The 23,364-nt window shown below is 71.9% G+C and carries 20 protein-coding genes; 12 read left to right on the top strand and 8 right to left on the bottom strand.

Annotation, left to right across the window (positions count from 1 at the left end):
- Positions 1 to 78: 78 nt before the first annotated feature.
- The gene (gene cobT / locus ACFY5B_RS11290) at positions 79 to 1,188 is read right to left on the bottom strand and encodes a nicotinate-nucleotide--dimethylbenzimidazole phosphoribosyltransferase (RefSeq protein WP_389967775.1); all 1,110 of its coding nucleotides are present in this window, start codon (positions 1,186 to 1,188) and stop codon (positions 79 to 81) included.
- A 202-nt stretch (positions 1,189 to 1,390) separates the two neighbouring features.
- Between cobT and ACFY5B_RS11285 the strand changes: the two genes are divergently transcribed.
- Positions 1,391 to 2,437 (top strand): class I SAM-dependent methyltransferase, encoded by a 1,047-nt coding sequence (locus ACFY5B_RS11285; protein WP_389967773.1) that lies wholly within the window; start codon positions 1,391 to 1,393, stop codon positions 2,435 to 2,437.
- A 141-nt stretch (positions 2,438 to 2,578) separates the two neighbouring features.
- Here ACFY5B_RS11285 and ACFY5B_RS11280 read toward each other — a convergent pair whose 3' ends face one another.
- Positions 2,579 to 3,778 (bottom strand): bifunctional adenosylcobinamide kinase/adenosylcobinamide-phosphate guanylyltransferase, encoded by a 1,200-nt coding sequence (locus ACFY5B_RS11280; RefSeq protein WP_389967771.1) that lies wholly within the window; start codon positions 3,776 to 3,778, stop codon positions 2,579 to 2,581.
- 222 nt (positions 3,779 to 4,000) lie between these two features.
- On the opposite strand from ACFY5B_RS11280, the gene ACFY5B_RS11275 reads away from it, so the two are divergent.
- Positions 4,001 to 4,213, top strand: coding sequence for a hypothetical protein (locus tag ACFY5B_RS11275; protein WP_062926420.1), 213 nt, complete (start codon positions 4,001 to 4,003; stop codon positions 4,211 to 4,213).
- 82 nt (positions 4,214 to 4,295) lie between these two features.
- Here the strand turns inward: ACFY5B_RS11275 and ACFY5B_RS11270 are convergent, their stop codons facing one another.
- Complete coding sequence (locus ACFY5B_RS11270) at positions 4,296 to 4,997, bottom strand: class I SAM-dependent methyltransferase (protein WP_389967769.1); 702 nt, start codon at positions 4,995 to 4,997, stop codon at positions 4,296 to 4,298.
- Between the two features lie 83 nt (positions 4,998 to 5,080).
- Positions 5,081 to 5,680 (bottom strand): DUF3043 domain-containing protein, encoded by a 600-nt coding sequence (locus ACFY5B_RS11265; RefSeq protein ID WP_344457273.1) that lies wholly within the window; start codon positions 5,678 to 5,680, stop codon positions 5,081 to 5,083.
- A 318-nt stretch (positions 5,681 to 5,998) separates the two neighbouring features.
- Here ACFY5B_RS11265 and ACFY5B_RS11260 point away from each other — a divergent pair, with 318 nt between their 5' ends.
- The 6 genes from ACFY5B_RS11260 (at position 5,999) to ACFY5B_RS11235 (ending at position 14,809) form a co-directional block, all read left to right on the top strand.
- Positions 5,999 to 6,784: a PspA/IM30 family protein gene (locus tag ACFY5B_RS11260; RefSeq protein ID WP_389967766.1), complete on the top strand. Its 786-nt coding sequence runs from the start codon at positions 5,999 to 6,001 to the stop codon at positions 6,782 to 6,784.
- A 29-nt stretch (positions 6,785 to 6,813) separates the two neighbouring features.
- On the top strand, positions 6,814 to 7,092 hold the full coding sequence (locus ACFY5B_RS11255) for a hypothetical protein (protein WP_389967764.1): 279 nt from the start codon (positions 6,814 to 6,816) through the stop codon (positions 7,090 to 7,092).
- Between the two features lie 192 nt (positions 7,093 to 7,284).
- On the top strand, positions 7,285 to 8,505 hold the full coding sequence (locus ACFY5B_RS11250) for a sensor histidine kinase (protein ID WP_389967762.1): 1,221 nt from the start codon (positions 7,285 to 7,287) through the stop codon (positions 8,503 to 8,505).
- Complete coding sequence (locus ACFY5B_RS11245) at positions 8,502 to 9,182, top strand: response regulator (RefSeq protein ID WP_389967760.1); 681 nt, start codon at positions 8,502 to 8,504, stop codon at positions 9,180 to 9,182. Before ACFY5B_RS11250 ends, ACFY5B_RS11245 begins: the two co-directional genes overlap by 4 nt.
- A 160-nt stretch (positions 9,183 to 9,342) precedes the next feature.
- Entirely contained in the window at positions 9,343 to 12,462 is a 3,120-nt protein-coding gene (locus tag ACFY5B_RS11240; RefSeq protein ID WP_389967758.1) for an efflux RND transporter permease subunit, read from the top strand.
- 118 nt (positions 12,463 to 12,580) lie between these two features.
- Complete coding sequence (locus tag ACFY5B_RS11235; RefSeq protein WP_389967756.1) at positions 12,581 to 14,809, top strand: protein kinase; 2,229 nt, start codon at positions 12,581 to 12,583, stop codon at positions 14,807 to 14,809.
- An 18-nt stretch (positions 14,810 to 14,827) separates the two neighbouring features.
- Here the strand turns inward: ACFY5B_RS11235 and nadA are convergent, their stop codons facing one another.
- Positions 14,828 to 16,012: a quinolinate synthase NadA gene (gene nadA / locus ACFY5B_RS11230; RefSeq protein ID WP_389967754.1), complete on the bottom strand. Its 1,185-nt coding sequence runs from the start codon at positions 16,010 to 16,012 to the stop codon at positions 14,828 to 14,830.
- A gap of 283 nt (positions 16,013 to 16,295) precedes the next feature.
- On the opposite strand from nadA, the gene ACFY5B_RS11225 reads away from it, so the two are divergent.
- On the top strand, positions 16,296 to 16,652 hold the full coding sequence (locus ACFY5B_RS11225; RefSeq protein ID WP_031109243.1) for an iron-sulfur cluster assembly accessory protein: 357 nt from the start codon (positions 16,296 to 16,298) through the stop codon (positions 16,650 to 16,652).
- Positions 16,653 to 16,742: 90 nt separating this feature from the next.
- Here the strand turns inward: ACFY5B_RS11225 and ACFY5B_RS11220 are convergent, their stop codons facing one another.
- Positions 16,743 to 18,710 carry a hypothetical protein gene (locus ACFY5B_RS11220; RefSeq protein WP_389967753.1) on the bottom strand — a complete coding sequence of 656 codons (1,968 nt, stop codon included), beginning with the start codon at positions 18,708 to 18,710 and terminating at the stop codon, positions 16,743 to 16,745.
- Between the two features lie 146 nt (positions 18,711 to 18,856).
- Complete coding sequence (locus ACFY5B_RS11215; protein WP_344457254.1) at positions 18,857 to 19,063, bottom strand: hypothetical protein; 207 nt, start codon at positions 19,061 to 19,063, stop codon at positions 18,857 to 18,859.
- Positions 19,064 to 19,195: 132 nt separating this feature from the next.
- Between ACFY5B_RS11215 and ACFY5B_RS11210 the strand changes: the two genes are divergently transcribed.
- On the top strand, positions 19,196 to 20,170 hold the full coding sequence (locus ACFY5B_RS11210; RefSeq protein WP_389967750.1) for a carbohydrate kinase family protein: 975 nt from the start codon (positions 19,196 to 19,198) through the stop codon (positions 20,168 to 20,170).
- A 66-nt stretch (positions 20,171 to 20,236) separates the two neighbouring features.
- On the opposite strand, the gene ACFY5B_RS11205 is transcribed toward ACFY5B_RS11210, so the two are convergent.
- Positions 20,237 to 21,616, bottom strand: coding sequence for a cysteine desulfurase/sulfurtransferase TusA family protein (locus tag ACFY5B_RS11205; RefSeq protein ID WP_389967748.1), 1,380 nt, complete (start codon positions 21,614 to 21,616; stop codon positions 20,237 to 20,239).
- A gap of 288 nt (positions 21,617 to 21,904) precedes the next feature.
- On the opposite strand from ACFY5B_RS11205, the gene coxB reads away from it, so the two are divergent.
- Positions 21,905 to 22,870 carry a cytochrome c oxidase subunit II gene (gene coxB / locus ACFY5B_RS11200; RefSeq protein ID WP_107454510.1) on the top strand — a complete coding sequence of 322 codons (966 nt, stop codon included), beginning with the start codon at positions 21,905 to 21,907 and terminating at the stop codon, positions 22,868 to 22,870.
- Positions 22,867 to 23,364: cbb3-type cytochrome c oxidase subunit I (locus tag ACFY5B_RS11195; protein WP_389967746.1), on the top strand; the 498-nt coding region annotated here is incomplete at its 3' end. The genes coxB and ACFY5B_RS11195, both read left to right, overlap by 4 nt.

Below are 23,364 nucleotides of genomic sequence, written 5' to 3'. Positions count from 1 at the left end.
GGTTTCTCGGGCTTTTGCGTCTGCCCGGGCCCCTGCGGCTTCCCGGTCTCCTGCGACTCCTCAGGCCCTTCCGGCTCCTCAGGCCTCTTCGGTTTCCTCGGTCCCCTTCGGGTCCTCGGACTCCTTCGGTTCCTCGGACTCCTTCGGCTTCTCCGGCAGCTCGGCCGCCAGTGCGGCAGCGGCCTGCACGAGCGGCAGCGCCAGCAGGCCGCCCGCGCCCTCCCCGACGGTCACACCATGGGTGAGCAGCGGCTCCAGCGCCATCCGGTCCAGCGCCTTCGCCTGCCCGGGCTCGCCGCTGTCGTGCGCGGCCAGCCACCAGTCCGGCGCCCGGAACGCGATCCGCTGCCCGACCAGCGCGCACGCGGCCGCCACGACCCCGTCGAGCACCACCGGGAGCTTGCGCACCGCGCTCTGCAGCAGGAAGCCCGTCATCGCGGCGATGTCGGCCCCGCCGACCGCCGCCAGCAGCTGCAACTGGTCTCCGAGCACCGGGCGCGCCCGGCGCAGCGCGTCGCGGATCGCCGCACACTTGCGCATCCACGCCAGGTCGTCGATCGCCTGCCCGCCGCGCCCCGTCACGACCGACGCGTCGACCCCGCACAGCGCCGCGACCAGCACGCCCGCGACCGTGGTCCCGCCGACGCTCACATCGCCGAGCACCACCAGGTCCGTGCCCGAGTCGGCCTCCTCGTCGGCCACCGCGACCCCGGCCAGGAAGGCCGCCTCGGCTTCCTCGGGGGTGAGCGCGTCCTCGATGTCGATCCGCCCGCTGCCGCGCCGCACCCGGTGCCGCACGACGTCCGCCGGCAGGGCGTCGGGGTCGCAGTCCAGGGCCATGTCGACGATCCGCACCGGCACGCCCAGCCGCCGTGCCAGCACCGACACGGGCCGGCCGCCCTCCAGCACCTCGCGCACCAACTCCCCGGCGCTGCCCGCCGGACGGGCCGAGACGCCCAGCTCGGCGACGCCGTGGTCACCGGCGAAGAGCACCACCCGCGGCCGTTCGACCGGCCGGACCGGCACGGCCGACTGCGCCGCCGCCAACCACTCACCCAGTTCGTCGAGTCGGCCCAGCGACCCGGGCGGCACGATCTGGCGCTCCCGGCGCGCCTCGGCGTCACGGCGGATCCCGCCGTCCGGACGCTCGATCAGATCGGTGAAGTCGTCGAGATTAAGCGAGCTCATTCGCCGAACAGTACCGGCCCGGGTCGAACAGCAGGGCGCCACATCACCACTCCGTCACGGCGACGTCGTTGCACCCGAGATCGTCATCCCATACGTTCCGTTTTGCAGCGGATTGTCGTACGCGGTCGTACGTGGTTGTGCACGGTCGTGCGACGTCACCGCCGTACGTCCTCGCCGTACGCCGTCGCGCCGGGAGCCGCCCATGCCCGCACACCCCGCCTCGTCCGCACCGCCCCTCGCCCAGTCGACCGCGCCGGTCCACGAACCGCGCCGGGAGGACTGCCCCTGGTGCGGCTCCGACCGGCTGCGGAACCGGCTGCGCACCGGTGACCTGCGGCAGTACAAGCCCGGCAGCTTCACCGTCGACGCGTGCCGGGACTGCGGCCACACCTTCCAGAACCCGCGGCTCACGGTGGAGGGTCTCGCCCTCTACCACCGGACCGCGCGCGGGGCGCCCAGGGACCCGGCGAGCGACGGCCTCCTCGCCCTGCGGGGCAGCCCCCGCCGCCACCGCTCGGCGGCCCGCGCGATGCTGCGCTGCGGCGAGCCGGAGAGCTGGCTGGACGTCGGGACGGGCCACGCCCGCTTCCCCGCCACGGCCCGTCGGTTCTTTCCCTACACCGCCTTCGACGGCCTCGACCCCACCCCGCGCGTGGTCCGCGCCCGCACGGCCGACCGCGTCGAGGAGGCCCACGTCGGCCGTCTGACCGACCCCCGGATCGCCGCCCCGCTGCGCGCCCGCTACGACGTGGTCAGCATGCTCCACCACCTGGAGGGCACGCCGGATCCCCGAGCGGAACTCCGGGCCGCCCTCTCCGTTCTGCGCCCGGGCGGCCACCTGCTCATCGAGACCCTGAGCCCCCGCTGCGTCTTCGCGGCCCTGCTGGGCCGCTGGTGGCTCCCCTACGACCAGCCGCGCCACCTCCACCTGCTGCCCCCGCAGAACGTCCGCGCGGAACTGGAGTCGGCCGGCTGCACGATCCTGACGCTCGACCACCGCCCGGTCCACGTCCCCCACGACCTCGCGGGCGCCACGTCCCTGGCCCTCTCCCACGCGCTGCCCGCCCCGGACACCCCCTGGCGGGCGATCCCCCCACCCCCCGTGCAGCGGCACGCCCGCACGGCCCTGCTCCGCGCCGGCCTCCCCCTGGTGGCCCTGGCGGCACTGGCGGACCACCTCATCGCCCCGGTGAGCCGCCGCACGCGCTTCGCGAACACCTACCGGGTGATCGCCCGCACAGCTCCGTAGGCCGAGGCTGAGGCCGAGCCGGAGGACGGGGGAGAGGGGGTGCCGGGGGCCAGGGCCGGCCGGTCTTCGAGGCGGCCACGCCGGCGGCGGGCGCGGGCGCGGGCGCGGGTGCGGGTGCGGGTCGCGGGTTCCGGAGCCCCCTCAGCCCCGCAGCACCATCGCCTGCCCCGCCACCACCAGCAGCACATGCTCACACTCGTCCGCGAACTGCGCGTTCAGCCGCCCGAGTTCGTCCCGGTAGCGCCGCCCCGACGCCGTCGACGGCACGATCCCCGACCCGACCTCGTTCGACACGGCGACCACCGTCCGCCGGGTGAGCCGCACCGCCTCCGCGAGCTCCCGCACCCGCTCCCGCAGCACCTTCTCCCCGCGCTCCGCCCACACCGCGTCGTCCCACGCCCCGGCGGAATCCATCGCGTCGGTCAGCCACAAGGACAGACAGTCGATCAGCAGGGGCGGCCCCTCGGCCTCCAGCAACGGCACCAGATCGCAGGTCTCGACCGTCCGCCACGACCCCGGCCGCCGATCCCGGTGGGCCGCCACCCGCGAGGACCACTCCGTGTCCCCGTTGCGCGACCCGCCCGTCGCCACGTACAGCACGTCCGGAAAGGCCTCCAGCCTCCGCTCGGCCTCCACCGACTTGCCCGACCGCGCGCCGCCCAGCACCAGGGTCCGCCGCGGCACGTCCGGCACGTCCTCGTAAGCACCCACCACCAGCGTCGCCCCGTCCGGCACGGCCCGCGCCCCGGCCGCCGCGAGCCGCCGACCGAGCTCGGGGCCGGGCGGCAGGTCGTGGTCCAGGTGAACGGCGACCACGTCGGTCGTCGGGCCGACCGCGCCCACCGCCCGCAGCCTGGCCAGCGCGTCCGGCCGCCCCACGACGTCCGCGAGCACCATGTCGTACGACTCGGCAGGCTGCTCCAGACCCGCCGGCGCCCCGCCCGGCGGCAGATACAGCAGCCGCTGCCCCTCCGGCCCGGTCACCGCGTACCCCGTGCCCGGCGCGTCCAGCGCCACCGCCCGCACCCGGTGCCCCGTCAGCAGCGTCAACTCGCGCCCGTCCGGCACCCGTCCGGGCTGCGGCAGCCCGGCGGGCACCTCCACCGCCGGCCCGTCGTGGGGATGCGACAGCAGCACCTGCCGTACGCCGGTCAGGGAACGGCCCGCCCGCGCCGCCGCGAACGCCGCGCCCGGCGTCAGGTCGAGCAGCAACGCCCCGTCCAGGAGCAGCGAGGTGGCCGCCCGCGCGTCGGGCCCGAGAGCAGCCGCACAGGCCGCGCAGGGACAGCCGGGGCGGGGAAGTCCGGAGGGCGCGCCGGTGCCAAGCAGAGTCAGTTCCACGCAACGATTCTCACCCGTGAGCATGGGACACGCGTGATGGAGACCCCCCTGAGGGGCGCGGGGAACTGCGCGGACACCCCCACGACCCGCACGCGACCGGACACCCGCACCCCCGCAAGGCCTATAACGCCCCACCCCGCGGAGCGCTTAGGCTCTGGACGGGAGCCGGACCAAGATCCGGCTTTTCGCTGTGCAGTGTGCTCACACACATGGGAGGCGTACATGGCGGCATGGACGTGGCGGTTCGAGAAGACCGACGGGACGGAGGTCCAGCCCGCGGTGCCGCCGGAGGAGTTCCCCACCCAGGGGGACGCCGAGTCCTGGATCGGGGAGCACTGGAAGGCCCTGCAGGAGGGCGGTGCCGACCAGGTGCGGCTGTTCGAGGACGCCACGGAGATCTACGGGCCGATGAGCCTGCACGCGGCCGAGGCGTGAGCCCGGGGGCGGGCGGGGGCCGACGGCTCCCGCCCGCCCCTCTTCCCGTTCCTCCCCGTCTCTCCCCGTCCTGCCCGGCGATTCAGCCGCGCACGCCGCACAGGTGCAGCAGCGCGGCCACCCCACGGTACGGATCCGTCCGCCCGGCCTTCTCCTCCACCGCGAGCAGCGTCTCCACGTCGGCCGGCACCTCCGCGCCGTCCGCCGCCGTGTCGGTGAACACCCGCACCCCGTACCAGGCGTGCAGCGGCGCCCCGATCCCGGCGAGCGTCGCCGTCAGGTCTTTCAGCCGGTCGGCCCGGACGTCGAGCCCGAGACGGTTGCGGTAGGAGACCGTGTCGAAGGCGCTCAGCGCGCCCGCCCAGTCACCGGACAGCCCCGGCCGTACCGCCAGCGCGTCCCCGTTGCGCACCAGCAGGGACAGCAGCCCGCCGGGCGCGAGCATGCGGGCGAGCCCCGCCAGCAGCGGGTCGGGCTCCTCGACGTACATCAGGACGCCGTGACAGAGCACCACGTCGAAACTGCCCGGCAGGAAGTGCACGCCGGTGTCCCGGCCGTCACCCTCGATGATCCGCATCCGCTCCCGGATGCCCTCCGGCTCCCCGGCGAGGGACTCCCGGGCCACGGCGACCATCGTGGAGTCCTGCTCCAGACCGGTCACCTGGTGCCCGGCCCGGGCCAGCCGCAGCGCCTGCGTGCCCTGGCCCATTCCCACGTCGAGCACCCGCAGGCGCCGGCCGACCGGGAACCGGCCGACTATCTGCTCGTCCAGCTGGCGGGCCACCAGCTCCTGACGGACGACATCGCGCAGCCCGCCCAGCCTGTCCAGCCAGGCATCCGCCGCACCCCCGGAGAACGGCGTCGTGGTCAGGGCCGCTCTCCGCGCTTGACCTGCGGCTTCGGCAGCCGGAGCCGACGCATCTGGAGGGAGCGCATCAGGGCGTAGGCGACGGCGCCGCGCTTGTTCTCACCCGCGAAGCGCTCGTTCAGCTGCTTCTTCAGACGGAAGGACGTGACGAACGAGTCGAGCACGATCAGCACGATCACCACGAGCCACAGCAGCAGCGCGATGTTCTGCAGCGCCGCCACCCGCACCATGCTCAGCACGAGGATGACCACGGCCATCGGCAGGAAGAACTCCGCGATGTTGAACCGGGAGTCGACGAAGTCGCGCGCGAACCGGCGGACCGGTCCCTTGTCGCGCGCGGGCAGATACCGCTCGTCGCCGCTCGCCAGCGCCTGGCGCTGCCGCTCCATCGCGGTACGGCGCTCTGCGCGCTGTCGCTTGGCGGCCTCCTTGCGCGTCGTCGACGTGTTGGCCACGCTGCGGCGCTGCGACTGGGCCGCGCTGCGCTTGGGCGTGGGGCGGCCCTTGGGGGCCTCGGGGTGACGGGGCTGACTGGAGTCGGTCACCGGCGCCTTGTCGGCGTCCTGGGCCTTCTCATCCTTCGCACGGCTACGGAACACAAAACCCAAGGGTAAGGGCTTCAGGGCATGGACCCCAGCCCGGTGGGGAACGATCCGGCAACACCAGTCGTCAGTAAGGGGGACAGAGGGGACGTTGCGTACGCCTCCGGATGTTCCCCGGGGTGTACGGCTCCGGGTACCCCGGGGACCACCTACTCCCTACGCCGGAGCGGGAGCGCACGCAGTCGTCCTTGGGGATGAGCGCATCCGTCCCCGAACAGTGCGGTAATGGATGCAGGGCCCGTACTGTGGGTTCTGTCGCAGGAGCAGCTGCCGGAGTCGGTCAGAAGGGGGCGCGCGAAGCCCATGAGCGGTGTCATGAAGCGTATGGGGATGATCTTCCGCGCGAAGGCGAACAAGGCCCTTGACCGGGCCGAGGACCCGCGCGAGACCCTCGATTACTCGTACCAGAAGCAGCTGGAGCTGCTGCAGAAGGTCCGCCGTGGCGTCGCCGACGTGGCGACCTCCCGCAAGCGCCTGGAACTGCAGCTGAACCAGCTGCAGTCGCAGTCCGGCAAGCTGGAGGACCAGGGCCGCAAGGCGCTCGCGCTGGGCCGCGAGGACCTGGCCCGCGAGGCGCTCTCCCGCCGGGCCGCGCTCCAGCAGCAGGTGACGGACCTGGAGACCCAGCACGCGACGCTCCAGGGCGAGGAGGAGAAGCTCACCCTCGCGGCCCAACGGCTCCAGGCCAAGGTCGACGCCTTCCGTACGAAGAAGGAGACGATCAAGGCCACGTACACCGCGGCGCAGGCGCAGACCCGGATCGGCGAGGCCTTCTCCGGCATCTCCGAGGAGATGGGCGACGTCGGCCTGGCGATCCAGCGCGCCGAGGACAAGACGGCCCAGCTCCAGGCCCGCGCCGGCGCCATCGACGAGCTGCTCGCCTCCGGCGCCCTCGACGACCCCTCCGGCATGCACAAGGACGACATCCAGGCCGAGCTGGACCGGCTCTCCGGTGGTACGGATGTAGAGCTGGAGCTGCAGCGCATGAAGGCCGAGCTGGCCGGAGGCCCGAGCAGCGGGCAGCAGGCCCTCGAAGGTGGCACGAGCCAGCAGCAGTCCCAGCAGCAGCCGCAGGACACCCCGCGCTTCGACAAGCAGTAGCGGCAGGGGTCCACGCCTAGGAGGGCGACATGATCGTACGGATCATGGGGGAGGGCCAGGTGATCCTGGCCGACGGCCACCTCGCCGAGCTGAACAAGCTGGACGACGAACTCCTGGCGGAAATGGAGAACGGCGACGGCCCCGGCTTCCGCCGCACCCTCCAGGCCCTCCTGACAAGGGTCCGCGACCTCGGCGAGCCCCTCCCGGACGACTCCCTGGAACCGTCGGAACTGATCCTGCCCTCTCCGGACGCGACGCTGGAGGAAGTCCAGGAGCTCCTCAGCGACGACGGCTTGATTCCGGGTTAGTGGTCCGCGGGCGGTCGTACCGCCGGGGAGAGGGGGTCCCCCCTGCTCGAGCGCGGCCGAGAGCTCGGGGGAGGGTGGGCGCGGGCGGCACCCCGCTGCGCCGGGCCGCGCACTCGCCCCGGCCCCGGCCCCGAGCACCTCACACCCGGCCCCCATACCCCCGCACACCCACCCCGGCTACCGTGAACCCCCGTGAGCACCCTCGCGCGGGCCAGATGCCAGGCCACAGCACATCCCCTGGCCATGGACGCCGTCCTGGCCGCGGCCGTTCTGACCTGCATGGTCGCCGGTTCCTTCGTGGAGCCCCGGCACCAGCACAGCGTCAGCTGGGCCCTGCGCACCCCCGACCCCCTCAGCCTCGTCCTCATGGCCCTCGGCGCCGCCGCCCTGGTCTTCCGCCGCCGCGCCCCGATGACGGTCCTCGCCCTCACCGGCACGGTCTCCGTGATCGAGTCCGTCACCGGCGACCCGCGCGCCCCCGTCGCCATGTCCGCCGTCGTCGCCCTGTACACCGTCGCCTCCACCACCGACCGCCCCACCACCTGGCGCGTCGGCCTGCTCACCATGACCGTGCTGACCGGCGCCGCCATGTCCGCCGGCTCCATGCCCTGGTACGCCCAGGAGAACCTCGCGATCTTCGCCTGGACCGGTATCGGCGCCACCGCCGGTGACGCCGTCCGCAGCCGCCGCGCCTTCGTCCAGGCCATCCGGGAGCGTGCCGAACGGGCCGAGCGCACCCGTGAGGAGGAGGCCCGCCGCAGGGTCGCCGAGGAACGTCTGCGCATCGCCCGGGACCTGCACGACGTGGTCGCCCACCACATCGCCCTGGTCAACGTGCAGGCCGGGGTCGCCGCCCACGTCATGGACAAGCGCCCCGACCAGGCCAAGGAGGCCCTCGGGCACGTCCGCGAGGCCAGCCGCTCCGCGCTCAACGAACTCCGCGCCACCGTCGGCCTGCTCCGGCAGTCCGACGACCCCGAGGCCCCCACCGAACCCGCCCCGGGCCTGGACCGCCTCGACGAACTGACCGGCACCTTCCGCAACGCCGGCCTGCACATCGAGGTCGCCCGCGCCGACCAGGACACCACCCTGCCCGCGGCCGTCGACCTGGCCGCCTACCGGATCATCCAGGAGGCCCTCACCAACGTGCAGAAGCACGCCGGGCCCCAGGCCAAGGCGGAGGTCAGCGTCGTCCGCGTCGGACCGCACATCGAGATCACCGTGCTCGACGACGGCAGCGGCGAGCACGAGCCCCACGACAGCGGCGGCGGTCACGGACTGCTCGGCATGCGCGAACGCGTCACCGCCCTGCGCGGCACCCTCACCACCGGTCCCCGCTACGGAGGCGGCTTCCGCGTCCATGCGATCCTGCCGGTCAAGAACCGCACACCGACCGGGGAGGACCCCGCATGACCATCCGTGTCCTGCTCGCCGACGACCAGGCGCTGCTGCGCAGCGCCTTTCGTGTGCTCGTCGACTCCGAGCCCGACATGGAGGTGGTCGGCGAGGCCTCCGACGGCGCGGAAGCGGTCCGGCTGGCGAAGGAGCAGCAGGCCGACGTCGTGCTCATGGACATCCGCATGCCGGGCACCGACGGTCTCGCCGCGACCCGCATGATCAGCGCCGACCCCGACCTCGCCGACGTCCGGGTCGTCATCCTGACGACCTTCGAGGTCGACGACTACGTCGTGCAGTCGCTGCGCGCCGGCGCCTCCGGCTTCCTCGGCAAGGGCTCCGAACCCGAGGAGCTGCTGAACGCCATCCGTATCGCCGCCGGTGGCCAGGCGCTGCTCTCCCCGGCGGCCACCACGGGCCTGATCGCCCGGTTCCTCGCCACGGAGGACCCGGACGACGACCGCGACCCCGGCCGCGGCGAACGGCTCGACGCGCTCACCGTCCGCGAACGCGAGGTGCTGGTCCTGGTCGCCGGCGGGCACTCCAACGACGAGATCGCCGAGCGCCTCGAGGTCAGCCCGCTGACGGTGAAGACGCACGTCAACCGGGCCATGGCCAAGCTGGGCGCCCGGGACCGGGCCCAGCTCGTGGTCACCGCGTACGAGTCCGGCCTGGTCCGTCCAAGGGTGGAGTGAGCTCTACCCGGCCGTACTGCGGCCGGAGTATGCGCCGCATAAGGAAATGGACCTGGGGGCTACGAAATCCCGTTCCCCCGTGGCCCAGGGTGTAGGGGCGGGCGCTCATCTGCGCGTCCGCTGCCGCTTCTGCCGTTAAACAGAAGAGAGACCCTCACCCATGTCCTGGCTGTCCAGGTTCAGCCTCGCGCAACGGGCCTTGATCGGGCTGATGTCGATCATCGCGCTCGTCTTCGGGGCGATCGCGATACCCCAGCTCAAGCAGCAGCTGCTGCCCACCATCGAACTGCCCATGGTGTCCGTGCTGGCGCCGTACCAGGGCGCGTCCCCGGACGTGGTCGAGAAGCAGGTCGTCGAACCCATCGAGGACACCCTCGAAGCCGTCGACGGCATCAGCGGCGTCACCTCCACCGCCAGCGAGGGCAACGCCGTGATCATGGCGTCCTTCGACTACGGCAACGGCACCGAGCAGCTGGTCGCCGACGTCCAGCAGGCCGTCAACCGGGCCCGCGTCCAGCTCCCGGACGGTGTCGACCCGCAGGTCGTCGCCGGTTCCACGGACGACATCCCGACCGTCGTCCTCGCCGTCACCTCCGGCCGCGACCAGCAGGCCCTGGCCGACCAGCTCGACAAGACCGTGGTGCCGGACCTGAAGAGCATCGACGGCGTCGGCCAGGTCACCGTCGACGGCGTGCGCGACCTCCAGGTCACCGTCACGCCCGACGACGCCAAGCTGGCGAAGGCCGGGCTGACCTCGCAGTCCCTCTCCCAGGCGCTCCAGGCGGGCGGCGCGACCGTCCCGGCCGGCTCCTTCGACGAGGACGGCGCCAACCGCACCGTGCAGGTCGGCGGCGGCTTCACCTCGGTCGAGCAGATCAAGGACCTGATGGTCACGGGCGAGCCGGGCAAGGGCAAGCCGGTGCGCCTCGGCGACGTCGCCACGGTGAAGCAGCAGGAGGCCACGGCCGACTCCATCACCCGCACCGACGGCAAGCCCAGCCTCTCCGTCGCCGTGACGATGGACCGCGACGGCAGCGCGGTCGCCATCTCCGACGCCGTCCAGGACAAGCTCCCGGACCTGCGCGAGGACCTCGGCTCCGGCGCCACCCTCACGGTCGTCAGCGACCAGGGCCCGGCCGTCTCCAAGTCCATCAAGGGCCTGACCACCGAGGGCGCGCTCGGTCTGCTCTTCGCTGTCCTGGTGATCCTGGTCTTCCTGGCCTCGATCCGCTCGACCCTCGTGACCGCGGTGTCCATCCCGCTGTCCGTGGTCCTCGCCCTGATCGTGCTGTGGACGCGCGACCTGTCGCTGAACGTCCTCACGCTGGGCGCCCTGACCATCGCCATCGGCCGGGTCGTCGACGACTCGATCGTGGTCCTGGAGAACATCAAGCGCCATCTCGGCTACGGCGAGGAGCGCCACTCGGCGATCCTCCAGGCCGTCCGCGAGGTCGCGGGCGCGGTGACGTCCTCGACGCTCACCACGGTCGCGGTGTTCCTGCCGATCGGCCTGGTCGGCGGCATGGTGGGTGAGCTGTTCGGCTCGTTCAGCCTGACCGTGACGGCCGCGCTGCTGGCGTCCCTCCTCGTCTCCCTGACGGTCGTACCGGTGCTGTCGTACTGGTTCCTGCGACCGCCGAAGGGCACCCCCGAGGACGCGGACGAGGCGCGCCGACTCGCCGAGGAGAAGGAGGCCAAGAGCCGCCTCCAGCGCGTCTACGTCCCGGTCCTGCGCTTCGCGACCCGCCGCCGCCTCACCAGCGTGGCCATCGCGATCGTCGTCCTGGTCGGTACGTTCGGCATGGCGCCGCTGCTGAAGACCAACTTCTTCGACCAGGGCGAGCAGGAAGTCCTCACTGTCAAGCAGGAGCTGAAGCCCGGCACCAGCCTGGCGGCCACCGACGCCCAGGCCAAGAAGGTCGAGCGGCTGCTCGCCGGCACCGAGGGCGTGAAGGACTACCAGGTCACGATCGGCTCGTCCGGCTTCATGGCGGCCTTCGGCGGCGGCACGGACAGCAACCAGGCCTCGTACCAGGTGATGCTGGACGACTCGGCGTCCCACGCGGACGTGCAGGACAGCATCGAGAAGGGCCTGGCCGGGCTGAAGGGCATCGGCACGACCACCGTCGCCGCCGGTGACGGCTTCGGCAGCCAGGACCTCAGCGTGGTCGTGAAGGCCGCCGACGCGGGCGTGCTGCGCACGGCGTCCGAGGAGGTCCGCAAGACGGTCGCCTCCCTCGACGACGTCACGGACGTCTCCAGCGACCTCGCGACCAGCGTGCCGCGCATCTCGGTCAAGGCCAACGACAAGGCGGCCGCGGCCGGTTTCGACGACCAGACGCTCGGCGCCGCCGTCGCCCAGGCCGTTCGCGGCACCACCGCCGCCAAGGCGGTCCTCGACGACACCGAGCGCGACGTCGTCATCCGGTCGGCCAAGCCCGCCAAGACCCTGAAGCAGCTTCAGGACCTGCGCCTCGGCGGCTCGGTGAAGCTCGGCGACATCGCCACGGTGAAGCAGGTCGACGGCCCGGTCTCGATGACCCGCATCGACGGCCAGCGCGCCGCCACCATCACCGCCAAGCCGACCGGCGACAACACCGGCGCGGTCAGCACCCAGCTCCAGTCGAAGATCAACGCGCTGAAGCTGCCGGACGGCGCCACGGCGTCGATCGGCGGTGTCTCCGAGGACCAGGACGAGGCGTTCGCCAACCTGGGCCTGGCGATGCTGGCGGCCATCGCGATCGTGTTCATGCTGCTGGTCGGCACCTTCAAGTCTCTGGTCCAGCCGCTGATCCTGCTCGTCTCCATCCCGTTCGCGGCGACCGGCGCGATCGGCCTGCTGATCGCCACCGGCACCCCGATGGGCGTCCCGGCCATGATCGGCATGCTGATGCTGATCGGCATCGTGGTGACGAACGCGATCGTGCTGATCGACCTGATCAACCAGTACCGCAAGCAGGGTCACGGCGTCGTCGAGGCCGTGATCGAGGGCGGCCGGCACCGGCTGCGCCCGATCCTCATGACCGCCCTGGCGACGATCTTCGCCCTGCTGCCCATGGCCCTCGGCATCACCGGCGAGGGCGGCTTCATCGCCCAGCCGCTGGCCGTGGTCGTGATCGGCGGCCTGGTGACGTCGACCCTGCTGACGCTGCTGCTGGTCCCGACGCTGTACGCGATGGTCGAACTCCGCAAGGAGCGCCGGGCGAAGAAGCGCGCGGCGAAGAAGGGCCTCCCGGCCCAGCGGACGGACGCGGCGGAGCCGGAGCACGCGGGCGTGTGACGGCCTGACCCGGCGGCGGCCGGGCACCGGACCTCCACGTCCGGTGCCCGGCCGCCGCCTTGTCCCGTTCCGTATCCTGTGGCCCTCGAACGGCTTTACGGGGGAAGGGAATCGAGGCGTGCCGCTGCACAGTGAGGACCCGAAGTCGGTCGGCGGCTACCGGCTGCTCGACCGGCTCGGGGCCGGGGGCATGGGCGTCGTCTACCGGGCCAGGGCGCGTTCGGGCCGGGACGTGGCCATCAAGGTCGTCCACGCCCAGTACGCCGCGGACAGTGTCTTCCGCGCCCGGTTCCGGCAGGAGATCGCGGCGGTCCGCAAAGTCAGCGGAGCCTTCACGGCACCGGTCCTGGACGCGGACCCCGAGGCGGCCCGGCCCTGGATGGCCACCCAGTACGTGCCGGGGCCCTCGCTCGCGGGGCGGATCCGTGACCGGGGCGCCCTGCCGGAGGCCGAACTGCGCGGGCTGGCGCTGGGCCTGGTGGAGGCACTGCGCGACATCCACCGGGCAGGGGTGGTGCACCGGGACCTGAAACCGGCCAACGTCCTGCTGGCCGAAGACGGCCCGCGCGTCATCGACTTCGGCATCTCCCGCGCGGCGGAGAACCATCAGACGCTGACCGAGACCGGCCAGATGATCGGCACACCGCCCTTCATGTCCCCCGAGCAGCTCGTCGACGCCCGCGCGGTCGGCCCGGCGTCGGATGTCTTCTCCCTCGGGGCGCTGCTGGTGTACGCCGTCACCGGGCGCGGCCCCTTCGACGCGGACAGCCCCTATCTGACGGCGTACCGGGTGGTGCACGACGAACCCGTGCTGACGGGCGTCGGCGAGGCGCTGCGCGGGCTGCTGGAGCGCTGCCTGGCCAAGGGGCCCGCGGACCGGCCCGGGCTCGACGAGCTGGCCCGGGAGCTGGCGGCCGTCCTGCCCGAGCCGGCGGACGGCGACCCGCTCACCATGCCCCTGCGCGCGGACAGGCTCCCGGCCGTCGAGCCCCTCCATCCCCCGACCGTGGCGGGCCCGCCGGGCCCCGTCCGCCCCCGCCGCCGTGTCCGCCCGCTGCTCGCGGCGACGGGCACGGTCGGCGCCGCCGTCCTCGGCCTGACGGTCTATCTGACGCTCGGCCCCGGCTGGGCGCAGAGCGCGGACGGGCAGGGCGCGTCACCGTCCGCGAACTCCCGGTGGGCCGCACCGCCGGCCGGCTGGAAGCCCTGGCAGACGACCGTGTACGAGACGGCCGGACGCGGCGTGCGGAAGGCACAGCAGCCACAGCCCGGCGGACGGCGGGGCGGCCCGGGGTGCCGGACGTACGAGGGGGCCGTCTACTGCGCGGGCGACGGGATCCTCCCCGTCCGCCTGGACGGGAGGACGGGCGCCACCGTCTGGCGCGCCGGCCCGGCGGCGGCCGTCACCGGCGACGAGTTCTCCAGGTTCGAGATTCTGACCGTCCGGGACGACACGGTCCTGGTGCAGCAGGAGCCGCCGGGCGAAAACGCGACCCGTGTCTTCGCGTTCGACACCGGGACCGGCGACCGGCTCTGGGACCGCGCGGTGAACGACGAGCGCGCGGAGGCGGCCGTCTCCGGCGACGTCGTCGTGATCCCGGAGGGCGACGGCACCTCGCTGACGGCCCGCACGATCCGCACCGGCGCCTCGCGCTGGACGGAACGGCTGCCCGCGAAGCACCTCTGCGGGATCAAGGAGGCCGCCGGGACGCTGTGGCTGGAGTGCGGCTCGGAGGAGAAACCGGAAGCCGGTCTCGTCAAGGAACTGCACCCGGCCGACGGCCCGGCACGGCGGCTGAGCGTACCGAGCAAGGCCGGCCTGCTCGGCGCCTACGACGGCCGGCTCCTGTTCCTGGACCTGACCCAGGACGAGGACGGGAACATCCTCATAGGGGAGGACCAGCCCTATGCGGCCATCCGGCTGGTGGACCCCGGCACCGGCGCGCAGAGCACGACGAAGCTGGCCGAGGAGTACGAGGGCGAGGTGACGCTGGCGGACGGCACCCTGTGGTTCGCCACCGCCAGCGGACGGGTCACCGCCGTGTCGGCCCGCACGGGCAGACCGCTGTGGCAGACCTCCACCAGCCTGGAACAGCCGGGCGAGGCGACGTACGACCCGCGGACCCGGGCCGTGTACCTCGCCAGTGCCAGCGGCCGCGTCGGGGCGCTCGACACCAAGAAGGGCACGCTGCTCTGGGAGACGCAGCCCAGGGCCCAGAGCAACGCCACCGACTGGGACGCCACTCCGGTGCGGCTCCTCGAAGGCGCCCTCATGGCGACCACCCCCGGCGGCAGCGTCTTCACCCTGGACCCCGCGCACCCCGAGCGGAAACCGCGCTCGGGGTGACGACGGGCTGGACCGGGGTTACGGCAGCGCCAGCATCCGCTCCAGGGCCAGCTTCGCGAAGGCCTCCGTCTCCTTGTCCACCTCGATGCGGTTGACGAGGTTGCCCTCGGCCAGCGACTCCAGGGCCCAGACCAGGTGGGGGAGGTCGATGCGGTTCATGGTCGAGCAGAAGCAGACCGTCTTGTCGAGGAAGACGATCTCCTTGCCCTCCGGCGCGAAACGGTTCGCCAGGCGGCGGACCAGGTTCAGCTCGGTGCCGATGGCCCACTTCGAGCCGGCCGGGGCGGCCTCCAGGGCCTTGATGATGTACTCCGTCGAACCGACGTAGTCCGCCGCGGCCACGACCTCGTGCCTGCACTCGGGGTGCACCAGGACGTTCACGCCCGGGATCCGCTCGCGCACGTCGTTCACCGAGTCCAGGCTGAAGCGGCCGTGCACCGAGCAGTGGCCGCGCCACAGGATCATCTTCGCCGCGCGCAGCTGGTCGGCCGTCAGTCCGCCGTTCGGCTTGTGCGGGTTGTAGAGGACACAGTCCTCCAGGGACATGCCCATGTCCCGCACGGCGGTGTTGCGGCCCAGGTGCTGGTCCGGCAGGAACAGCACCTTCTCGCCCTGCTCGAAGGCCCAGTCCAAGGCCCGCTTCGCGTTGGACGAGGTGCAGATCGTGCCGCCGTGCTTGCCGGTGAACGCCTTGATGTCGGCGGAGGAGTTCATGTACGAGACGGGCACGACCTGCTCGGCTATGCCGGCCTCGGTCAGTACGTCCCAGCACTCGGCGACCTGCTCGGCCGTCGCCATGTCGGCCATCGAGCAGCCGGCGGCGAGGTCGGGGAGGACGACCTTCTGGTCGTCGGACGTCAGGATGTCAGCGGACTCCGCCATGAAGTGCACGCCGCAGAACACGATGTACTCGGCCTCCGGGCGGGCGGCCGCGTCGCGGGCCAGCTTGAACGAGTCACCCGTCACGTCGGCGAACTGGATGACCTCGTCGCGCTGGTAGTGGTGGCCGAGCACGAAGACCTTGTCCCCGAGCTTCTCCTTCGCCTTGCGGGCGCGCTCCACCAGGTCCGGGTCGGACGGCGAGGGCAGGTCGCCGGGACACTCCACGCCGCGCTCGCTCTTCGGGTCGGCCTCACGGCCGAGGAGCAGCAGGGCGAGGGGCGTCGGCTGTACGTCGAGCTCCTGGGTCTGGGCGGTGGTCACGACACGCACCCTTTCTGTTTCTGCGACTTTTCGTCGATTTGACGCTATCTATCATAACTGCTTCACGTCACTTTGACGATGGCCATAGCGTCTGTGTGACATGAATCCCGGTGGGCCGTCGTTCATTCCCGGGAAGACCCGGAAAGAGTCGTTTTCCGGTTCCCGATGCGTGTGCGAGCATGAAAAGGAGCCGAGATCGAGCGCCCGGCCCCGGAATGATTCCGAGGCCCCGCCGGTTGGAACCGTCGGCAAGCAGTCTCCGTACAACCCGGGAGAGATGTAGATGTCCGTATCGGACGAGACCAGCACCGTCACCGACGGCATCATCCTGACCGACGCCGCCGCGTCCAAGGTCAAGGCGCTGCTCGACCAGGAAGGCCGCGAGGACCTCGCGCTGCGCGTCGCCGTCCAGCCCGGCGGCTGCTCGGGCCTGCGCTACCAGCTCTTCTTCGACGAGCGCGCCCTCGACGGCGACGTCGAGAAGGACTTCGGCGGTGTGAAGGTCGTCACCGACCGCATGAGCGCCCCGTACCTGGGCGGTGCCACGATCGACTTCGTGGACACCATCGAGAAGCAGGGCTTCACGATCGACAACCCGAACGCGACGGGCTCCTGCGCCTGCGGCGACTCCTTCAGCTGAGCCTGCCGAGCCGCCACCGGCGGCCGCGGACACGACGAAGGCGGCGGCCCCCTCCGACGGGGCCGCCGCCTTCGTGCCGTACGGCCGCTCCTACCGCTCCTGGGTGGGCGGAGCCGGCAGCCGCGCGCCCTCCTTGGCCAGCGGCACCGCCTTGCCGTCCGAGTTCACCACCGCCCGGTCACCGAGCGGCTCGTCCAGTTGCACGGTCTCCTGGAACTGCTTGGCGATCATGACGCAGATCTTGTCCGGCCACGGGGTCGTCGTCACGGTGACCGTCACCTCGTCGCCCTTCTCGCTCGCCTTCACGTCGTAGTCGGCGCACACACCGCCCGTGAAGGTCACCGTCAGCTCCGCGCCCTCGGCCCGGTAGCCGTCCACCTTCTCCTCGCGCGGCCCGGGCGCCGACGTCGGCCGGTCACCCGGCCCGCTCGGCTCGGGGGAGGCCAGGTACTTCGGCTCCACCGCCGGGTACGTCACCGTGAACGGGTCCTTCGCGCCCGGCGCCGTCACCTCGAACAGCCAGGACGGCACCAGCGCCTGCCGCCCGTCCACGACGTGCGCGGCCAGCCCGAACACCGCGTTCTCGACCGTCACGGTGTCCTGCTGCGGAGCGCCGCTCGACGGCTGCTCGCAGGGCTGCTCCAGCCGGTCCTTCAGCGGCACAGGGCTTGCACAGCCGCCGATGCCCATCCGGTGGTCGCTCTTCGGCTGCCCCTCCATCAGCTCCAGCGCCTTCTGTGCGCCGACCACGGGGTACGTATCGCCCTTCACCGGTGCCTTCAGCCGGCCGTTGCCGCCGACGACCTCGCCGTCGGAGCCGACCGTGATCCCGGTCGTCCAGCCGTACGTGGGCAGTCCGCCGACCGCGGGATCGGCGTTCACCACCCGCTGGGCACCCATGACCTGGCTCGCGTCCACCTTCGCGTCGTCCTGACCCACCGCCTTCAGCACGGGCGCCGCGGCCTTCTCGGCCGCCTCCTCGCTGACCGGCGTGCCACCGGACTGCGGGGCCGTGCAGGTGTCGGTGCCCTTGCAGTTGTCCGTCCCCGGGGCGTACCGGCTGAACGTCCAGGAGCCCGGTGCCCGCTTGTCCACCCGCAGGCTCGGCCCGGACCCGTCCTGGCCCCCGATCCTCCAGGCCTCGCCCTGCGCCACCGGCGTCCCCTCGATTCCGAGGGCCTTCGCCAGCCGGGCCACGTCCGCCTTGGTGACCTCGCCCCGCGCCCGGTACACCGGTGCCTTGCCGGGACCGTCGGGCAGGGTGCCGTCGACACGGTAGGTGGCGCCGTAGGGGTTGGGCTCGCCGGGTGCGATGCCGTTGCCGCCGCCGGCCGTGGAGTCCGAGTAGCCGTCGAGCGCGAGTGGCGGGGGAGTGCCGTCCCCGCCGGGCGCACCGGACGTCGTGCCGCTGCCCGGCCCGTTGGAGGCGTTGGCAGCGAGCCAGGCCCCGCCGCCGCCGATCAGCAGCACGGCGGCGGCGACGGAGGCGATGATCGCGGGCGTACGGGGGCGGCCACCGCCGTGGCGGACCAGATCCTCTTCGTCCCGGGGGAGATCACCCACCGGTACCGGGGCGGCATCGGGGCGGGCTTCCTCCTCGGCACCCCCGGCTTCCGGTGTTCCCGGCTCGTCGGCTGCCGGGACCGCCTCGCCTTCGCCGCCCCCGTCGGCCCGTGCGTCCTCGTCAGGCGCCCGAGAAGCCCCGACAGTCTCAGAAACCTCGGGGGCCTCGGGGGCCTCGGAGGCCTCAGAAAGTTCGGAGGCCTTCTCTGCGGCCTCTGCGGCCTCTGCGGCCTCTGCGGCCTCTGCGGCCTCAGGGGCCTCAGGGGCCTCGGAGGTCTCGTCCGAGTCAGCGGCATCCGACGACACCTCGGCTTCTGCGGACACTTCGGCCTCGGCCGGCACCTCGGCCTCGGCCGGCACCTCGGCTTCTGCCGACGCCCCGGCCTCCGAGGTGCCGGCGTCCGCCGTACCCGGCTCCCCGGCCTTGGGGGCGTCCGCGGTGGCGCCGGCCGCTTCCCTGGCGTCGGCGTCGTTCTCGGGTCGCTCGGTGTTCACCGCATCGCTCCTTCGGCTGCACAGCTGTCCCATGGGACCCGGCCCGGTCACACACGGACCGCTGGTGGGTCGTATCCCGCCTCCCCGTTACGGGGGACAGCGATGGGACGCAGCGGGGGAGCGCACGGTTCCCGCGTGTGCGCCGTTCAGTCCCCGTAGTCGGACATCGCGTCGAGCAGCCGCGCCGACGCCGGAGGTACGGACACACCGTGGATCAGGGCCGGGGAGACCGGTCGCGAAGCGATCCGGGGGACCGCCCAGTGCGGAGCCATACGTGCCCCGTCACCCGGCAGCGACGCCAGATCGCCTTCGAGATCGACCGGAACGGGCGCATGGACCTTGAGGTTCGTCATAGCGGCACCGTATGCACGGTCGAGCTCACCGAGAAAGATCTACTATCGGGTAGTTTCGATGCCTTCAGAGCTACCCGGCCCACCCGATAGCGTGAACTGTCAAGGTCCGCCTCCCTCAGGAGAATCCACGCCGTGCGCATCGCAGTCACCGGCTCCATCGCCACCGACCACCTCATGACCTTCCCAGGCCGCTTCGCCGACCAGTTCGTAGCGGACCAGCTGCACACGGTCTCGCTGTCGTTCCTGGTCGACAAGCTCGACGTGCGCCGCGGCGGCGTCGCCGCGAACATCGCGTTCGGCATGGGGCAGCTCGGCACCCGCCCGATCCTGGTCGGAGCGGCGGGCGCGGACTTCGACGAGTACCGGGCCTGGCTCGACCGGCACGGCGTCGACACGGAGTCCGTCCGCATCTCCGACACGCTGCACACCGCTCGCTTCGTGTGCACGACCGACGCCGACCACAACCAGATCGGCTCCTTCTACACCGGCGCCATGAGCGAGGCCCGCCTCATCGAGCTGAAGACCGTCGCCGACCGCGTGGGCGGTCTCGACCTGGTCTCCATCGGCGCCGACGACCCTGAGGCCATGCTCCGCCACACCGAGGAGTGCCGCTCCCGGAAGATCGCGTTCGCTGCCGACTTCTCCCAGCAGATCGCCCGGATGGACGGCGAGGAGATCCGCATCCTGCTGGACGGGGCGACCTACCTCTTCTCCAACGAGTACGAGAAGGGCCTCATCGAGACCAAGACCGGCTGGAGCGACGCGGAGATCCTCTCCCGCGTGGGCCACCGGGTGACCACCCTCGGCGCGCGCGGCGTACGCATCGAGCGGGCCGGCGAGGACCCGATCGAGGTGGGCACGCCCGACGAGGAGCGCAAGGCCGACCCGACGGGCGTCGGTGACGCCTTCCGTGCCGGGTTCCTCTCCGGTCTGGTGTGGGGCGTCTCCCTGGAACGTGCCGCGCAGGTCGGCTGCATGCTGGCGACCCTCGTCATCGAGACGGTGGGCACACAGGAGTACCAGCTGCGGCGCGGGCACTTCATGGAGCGGTTCACCAAGGCGTACGGGGACGAGGCCGCGGAAGAGGTTCGGGGACATCTGGGCTGATTTGCCGTCTGCGGGCGCGTGGGGGCTGATCGCGCAGTTCCCCGCGCCCCCAGAAGACGGGGTTGGTCAGCTCATCCGGCGGATCACATACGCCGTTCCCTTTTCCGTCGGCTCCTCGCCCACGTACTCCTGGTTTCTCATCTCGCACCACGCGGGGATGTCCAGGCGGGCCGCCTCGTCGTCCGACAGGACCCGGACCAGGCCGCCCACCGGCACGTCACCGATGACCTTGGCGAGTTCGATGACCGGGATCGGGCACCTCTTGCCCAGGGAGTCCACAACGAGCACGTCGGCCTCCCGCACCACCGTCTCCGAAACCGGCGCCCCCAGCTTCTCCCGCACCGCCGCCACCGTCCCGGGCAGGACGGCGAGGAACCTCTCCACCTCCTCCTCGGCCACTCCCGGCGGCAGCGAAACCCGCACATTTCCCTCACTCAGTACGCCCATCGCCCGCAGCACATGGCTCGGCGTCAGCGTGCTGCTCGTGCAGGACGATCCGGACGAGACCGAGAAACCCTCGCGGTCCAGCTCGTGCAGGAGCGCCTCGCCGTCGACGTAGAGACAGGAGAAGGTGACGACCCCGGGCAGCCTGCGCACCGGATCGCCGACGACCTCGGCGTCGGTCACCAGTCGCGGCACCCGCGCCCGGATCCGGTCCGTCAGCTCCCGCAGTCGCACCGCCTCCTCGGCCGCCTCGGCCCGCACGGCCCTGAGCGACGCGGCCGCCGCCACGATCGCCGGGATGTTCTCGAAACCGGCCGCCCGCCCCGACTCCCGCTCGTCCACCGGCCCTTGCGCCGCGAACCGCACGCCCTTGCGGACCACGAGCAGCCCGACGCCGGACGGCCCGCCCCACTTGTGCGCACTGGCCGTCAGCAGCGACCAGCCCCCGTCCACCGGCCCCCACCCGAGCGACTGCGCCGCGTCCACCAGCAACGGCACCCCGGCCTCCCGGCACACCTCCGCCACCGCCCCGACCGGCTGCTCGGTCCCCACCTCGTGATTGGCGGACTGCAGGCACGCCAGCGCCGTGTCCGCACGCAGTGCGTCACCGTAGGCGGCCGGGTCCACCGCCCCGCCCCGGTCGACGGCCACCTGCGTGACGGAACCGCCGTCGGCCTCGTGCGCCTCCGCCGAATGCAGTACAGAGGAGTGTTCGACCGCCGACACGATCAGGTGACGCCCGACCCGCCGCCGCCCGGCCAGCGCCCCCGCAACGCCCGTGTGCACGGCACGGCTTCCGGAAGAGGTGAAAACCAGCTCGTCCGCCCGGCACCCCACGGCCTCCGCGGCGGCCTCCCGGGCGGCGTCCAACAGCATCCGCGCCCGCCGCCCTTCCCTGTACAACCGCGCGGGATCCGCCCACCCCTCGTCGAACGAGGCCAGCAGCGCCTGCCGGGCGACGGGGTGGAGAGGAGCACTGGAAGCAGCATCGAAGTAACCCACACGCCAACGCTAGAACGCCCGGCACGAAGGCGTCCCCAAAGGGGCGCGGGGCTGTGGCATCTGCGGCTCCGCCGCGGGGCGCGAACAACCACAAACAACCCGCAGCCGCCAATTCAGCGAACCCCCCGGGTGAGTAGGCCCCCCTCCCCGAGAACCCCCGGAGGGCGTCGGCTAGGGTTTGGTCCGCATAAACATCCAAACCCCTGCCCGACGCAGGGCCGCGACCGACCAGCGAGAAGGCCAGGCCGCAGCCGATCCGCGCGGGCGAGACTCTCGGGAAGGCGCTACGTGAGTCCCAACGGCTCCGACCGCTCGCCGCGGCGCCCGATGCGGCGGAAGCTGCTGCAGGCACTGACCGCGGGCCTGGTCTTGGCGACAGCCACCGGTTGCTCGTACAACTGGGAAGACTTCCCCCGCCTTGGTATGCCCACCCCGACCACGGAAGAGGCTCCGCGGATCCTCTCCCTGTGGCAGGGGTCCTGGGCGGCTGCGCTCGCCGTCGGCGTGCTGGTGTGGGGTCTGATCCTGTGGAGTGCTTTCTTCCACCGGCGCAGCCGCACCAAGGTCGAAGTTCCTCCGCAGACCCGGTACAACATGCCCATCGAGGCGCTGTACACGGTGGTCCCGCTCATCATCGTCTCGGTGCTGTTCTACTTCACCGCCCGTGACGAGTCCGAGCTGCTCAGCCTCAAGAAGAAGCCCGACGTCACGGTCAACGTGGTCGGCTTCCAGTGGAGCTGGTGCTTCAACTACATCGAGCCGGTCGCCGGTTCCACCGGGGACGCCAAGACCTCCAAGGACCTGGACGCGATCCCGGACCGCTTCAAGGAGGACTTCCCGGCCAACGCCGGCGGCGTCTACGACTGCGGCACCCCCGGCACGCGGAACCCGCAGACCAACAACCCGGGCCCGACGCTCTGGCTGCCCAAGGGCAAGACGGTCCGCTTCGTCCTCACCTCGCGTGACGTCATCCACTCCTTCTGGGTGGTGCCGTTCCTGATGAAGCAGGACGTCATCCCGGGCCACACCAACGCCTTCGAGGTGACCCCCAACAAGGAGGGCACCTTCCTCGGCAAGTGCGCCGAGCTCTGCGGCGTCGACCACTCTCGGATGCTGTTCAACGTGAAGGTCGTCTCCCCCGAGCGCTACGAGCAGCACCTCAAGGACCTCGTGGACAAGCAGCAGAACGGTTACGTTCCTGCCGGCATCGCGCAGACGAGCCACGAGAAGAACCGGGAGACGAACAACCTGTGAGCATCCTCAACGAACCCCAGGGTGCCGCGGCAGCAGGGTCCCACTACCAGGACGAGCTGCCGGTCAGGCGCCAGAACCGCGGCAGTGTCGTGGTCAAGTGGCTGACGACGACGGACCACAAGACGATCGGCACGATGTACCTCGCCACGTCTTTCGCGTTCTTCGTCATCGGTGGCGTGATGGCGCTGCTCATGCGCGCCGAGCTGGCCCGGCCTGGTCTGCAGATCATGTCGAACGAGCAGTTCAACCAGGCGTTCACGATGCACGGCACGATCATGCTGCTGATGTTCGCGACGCCGCTGTTCGCCGGCTTCGCGAACTGGATCATGCCGCTGCAGATCGGCGCGCCGGACGTGGCCTTCCCGCGGCTGAACATGTTCGCCTACTGGCTGTACCTGTTCGGCTCGCTCATCGCGGTCGGTGGCTTCCTCACCCCGCAGGGCGCGGCCGACTTCGGCTGGTTCGCCTACAGCCCGCTGTCGGACGCGGTCCGC

The sequence above is a fragment of the Streptomyces sp. NPDC013187 genome (assembly GCF_042899705.1).
Lineage (GTDB): Bacteria > Actinomycetota > Actinomycetes > Streptomycetales > Streptomycetaceae > Streptomyces > Streptomyces hawaiiensis_A.
This window is presented reverse-complemented; position numbering and strand designations above follow the sequence as displayed.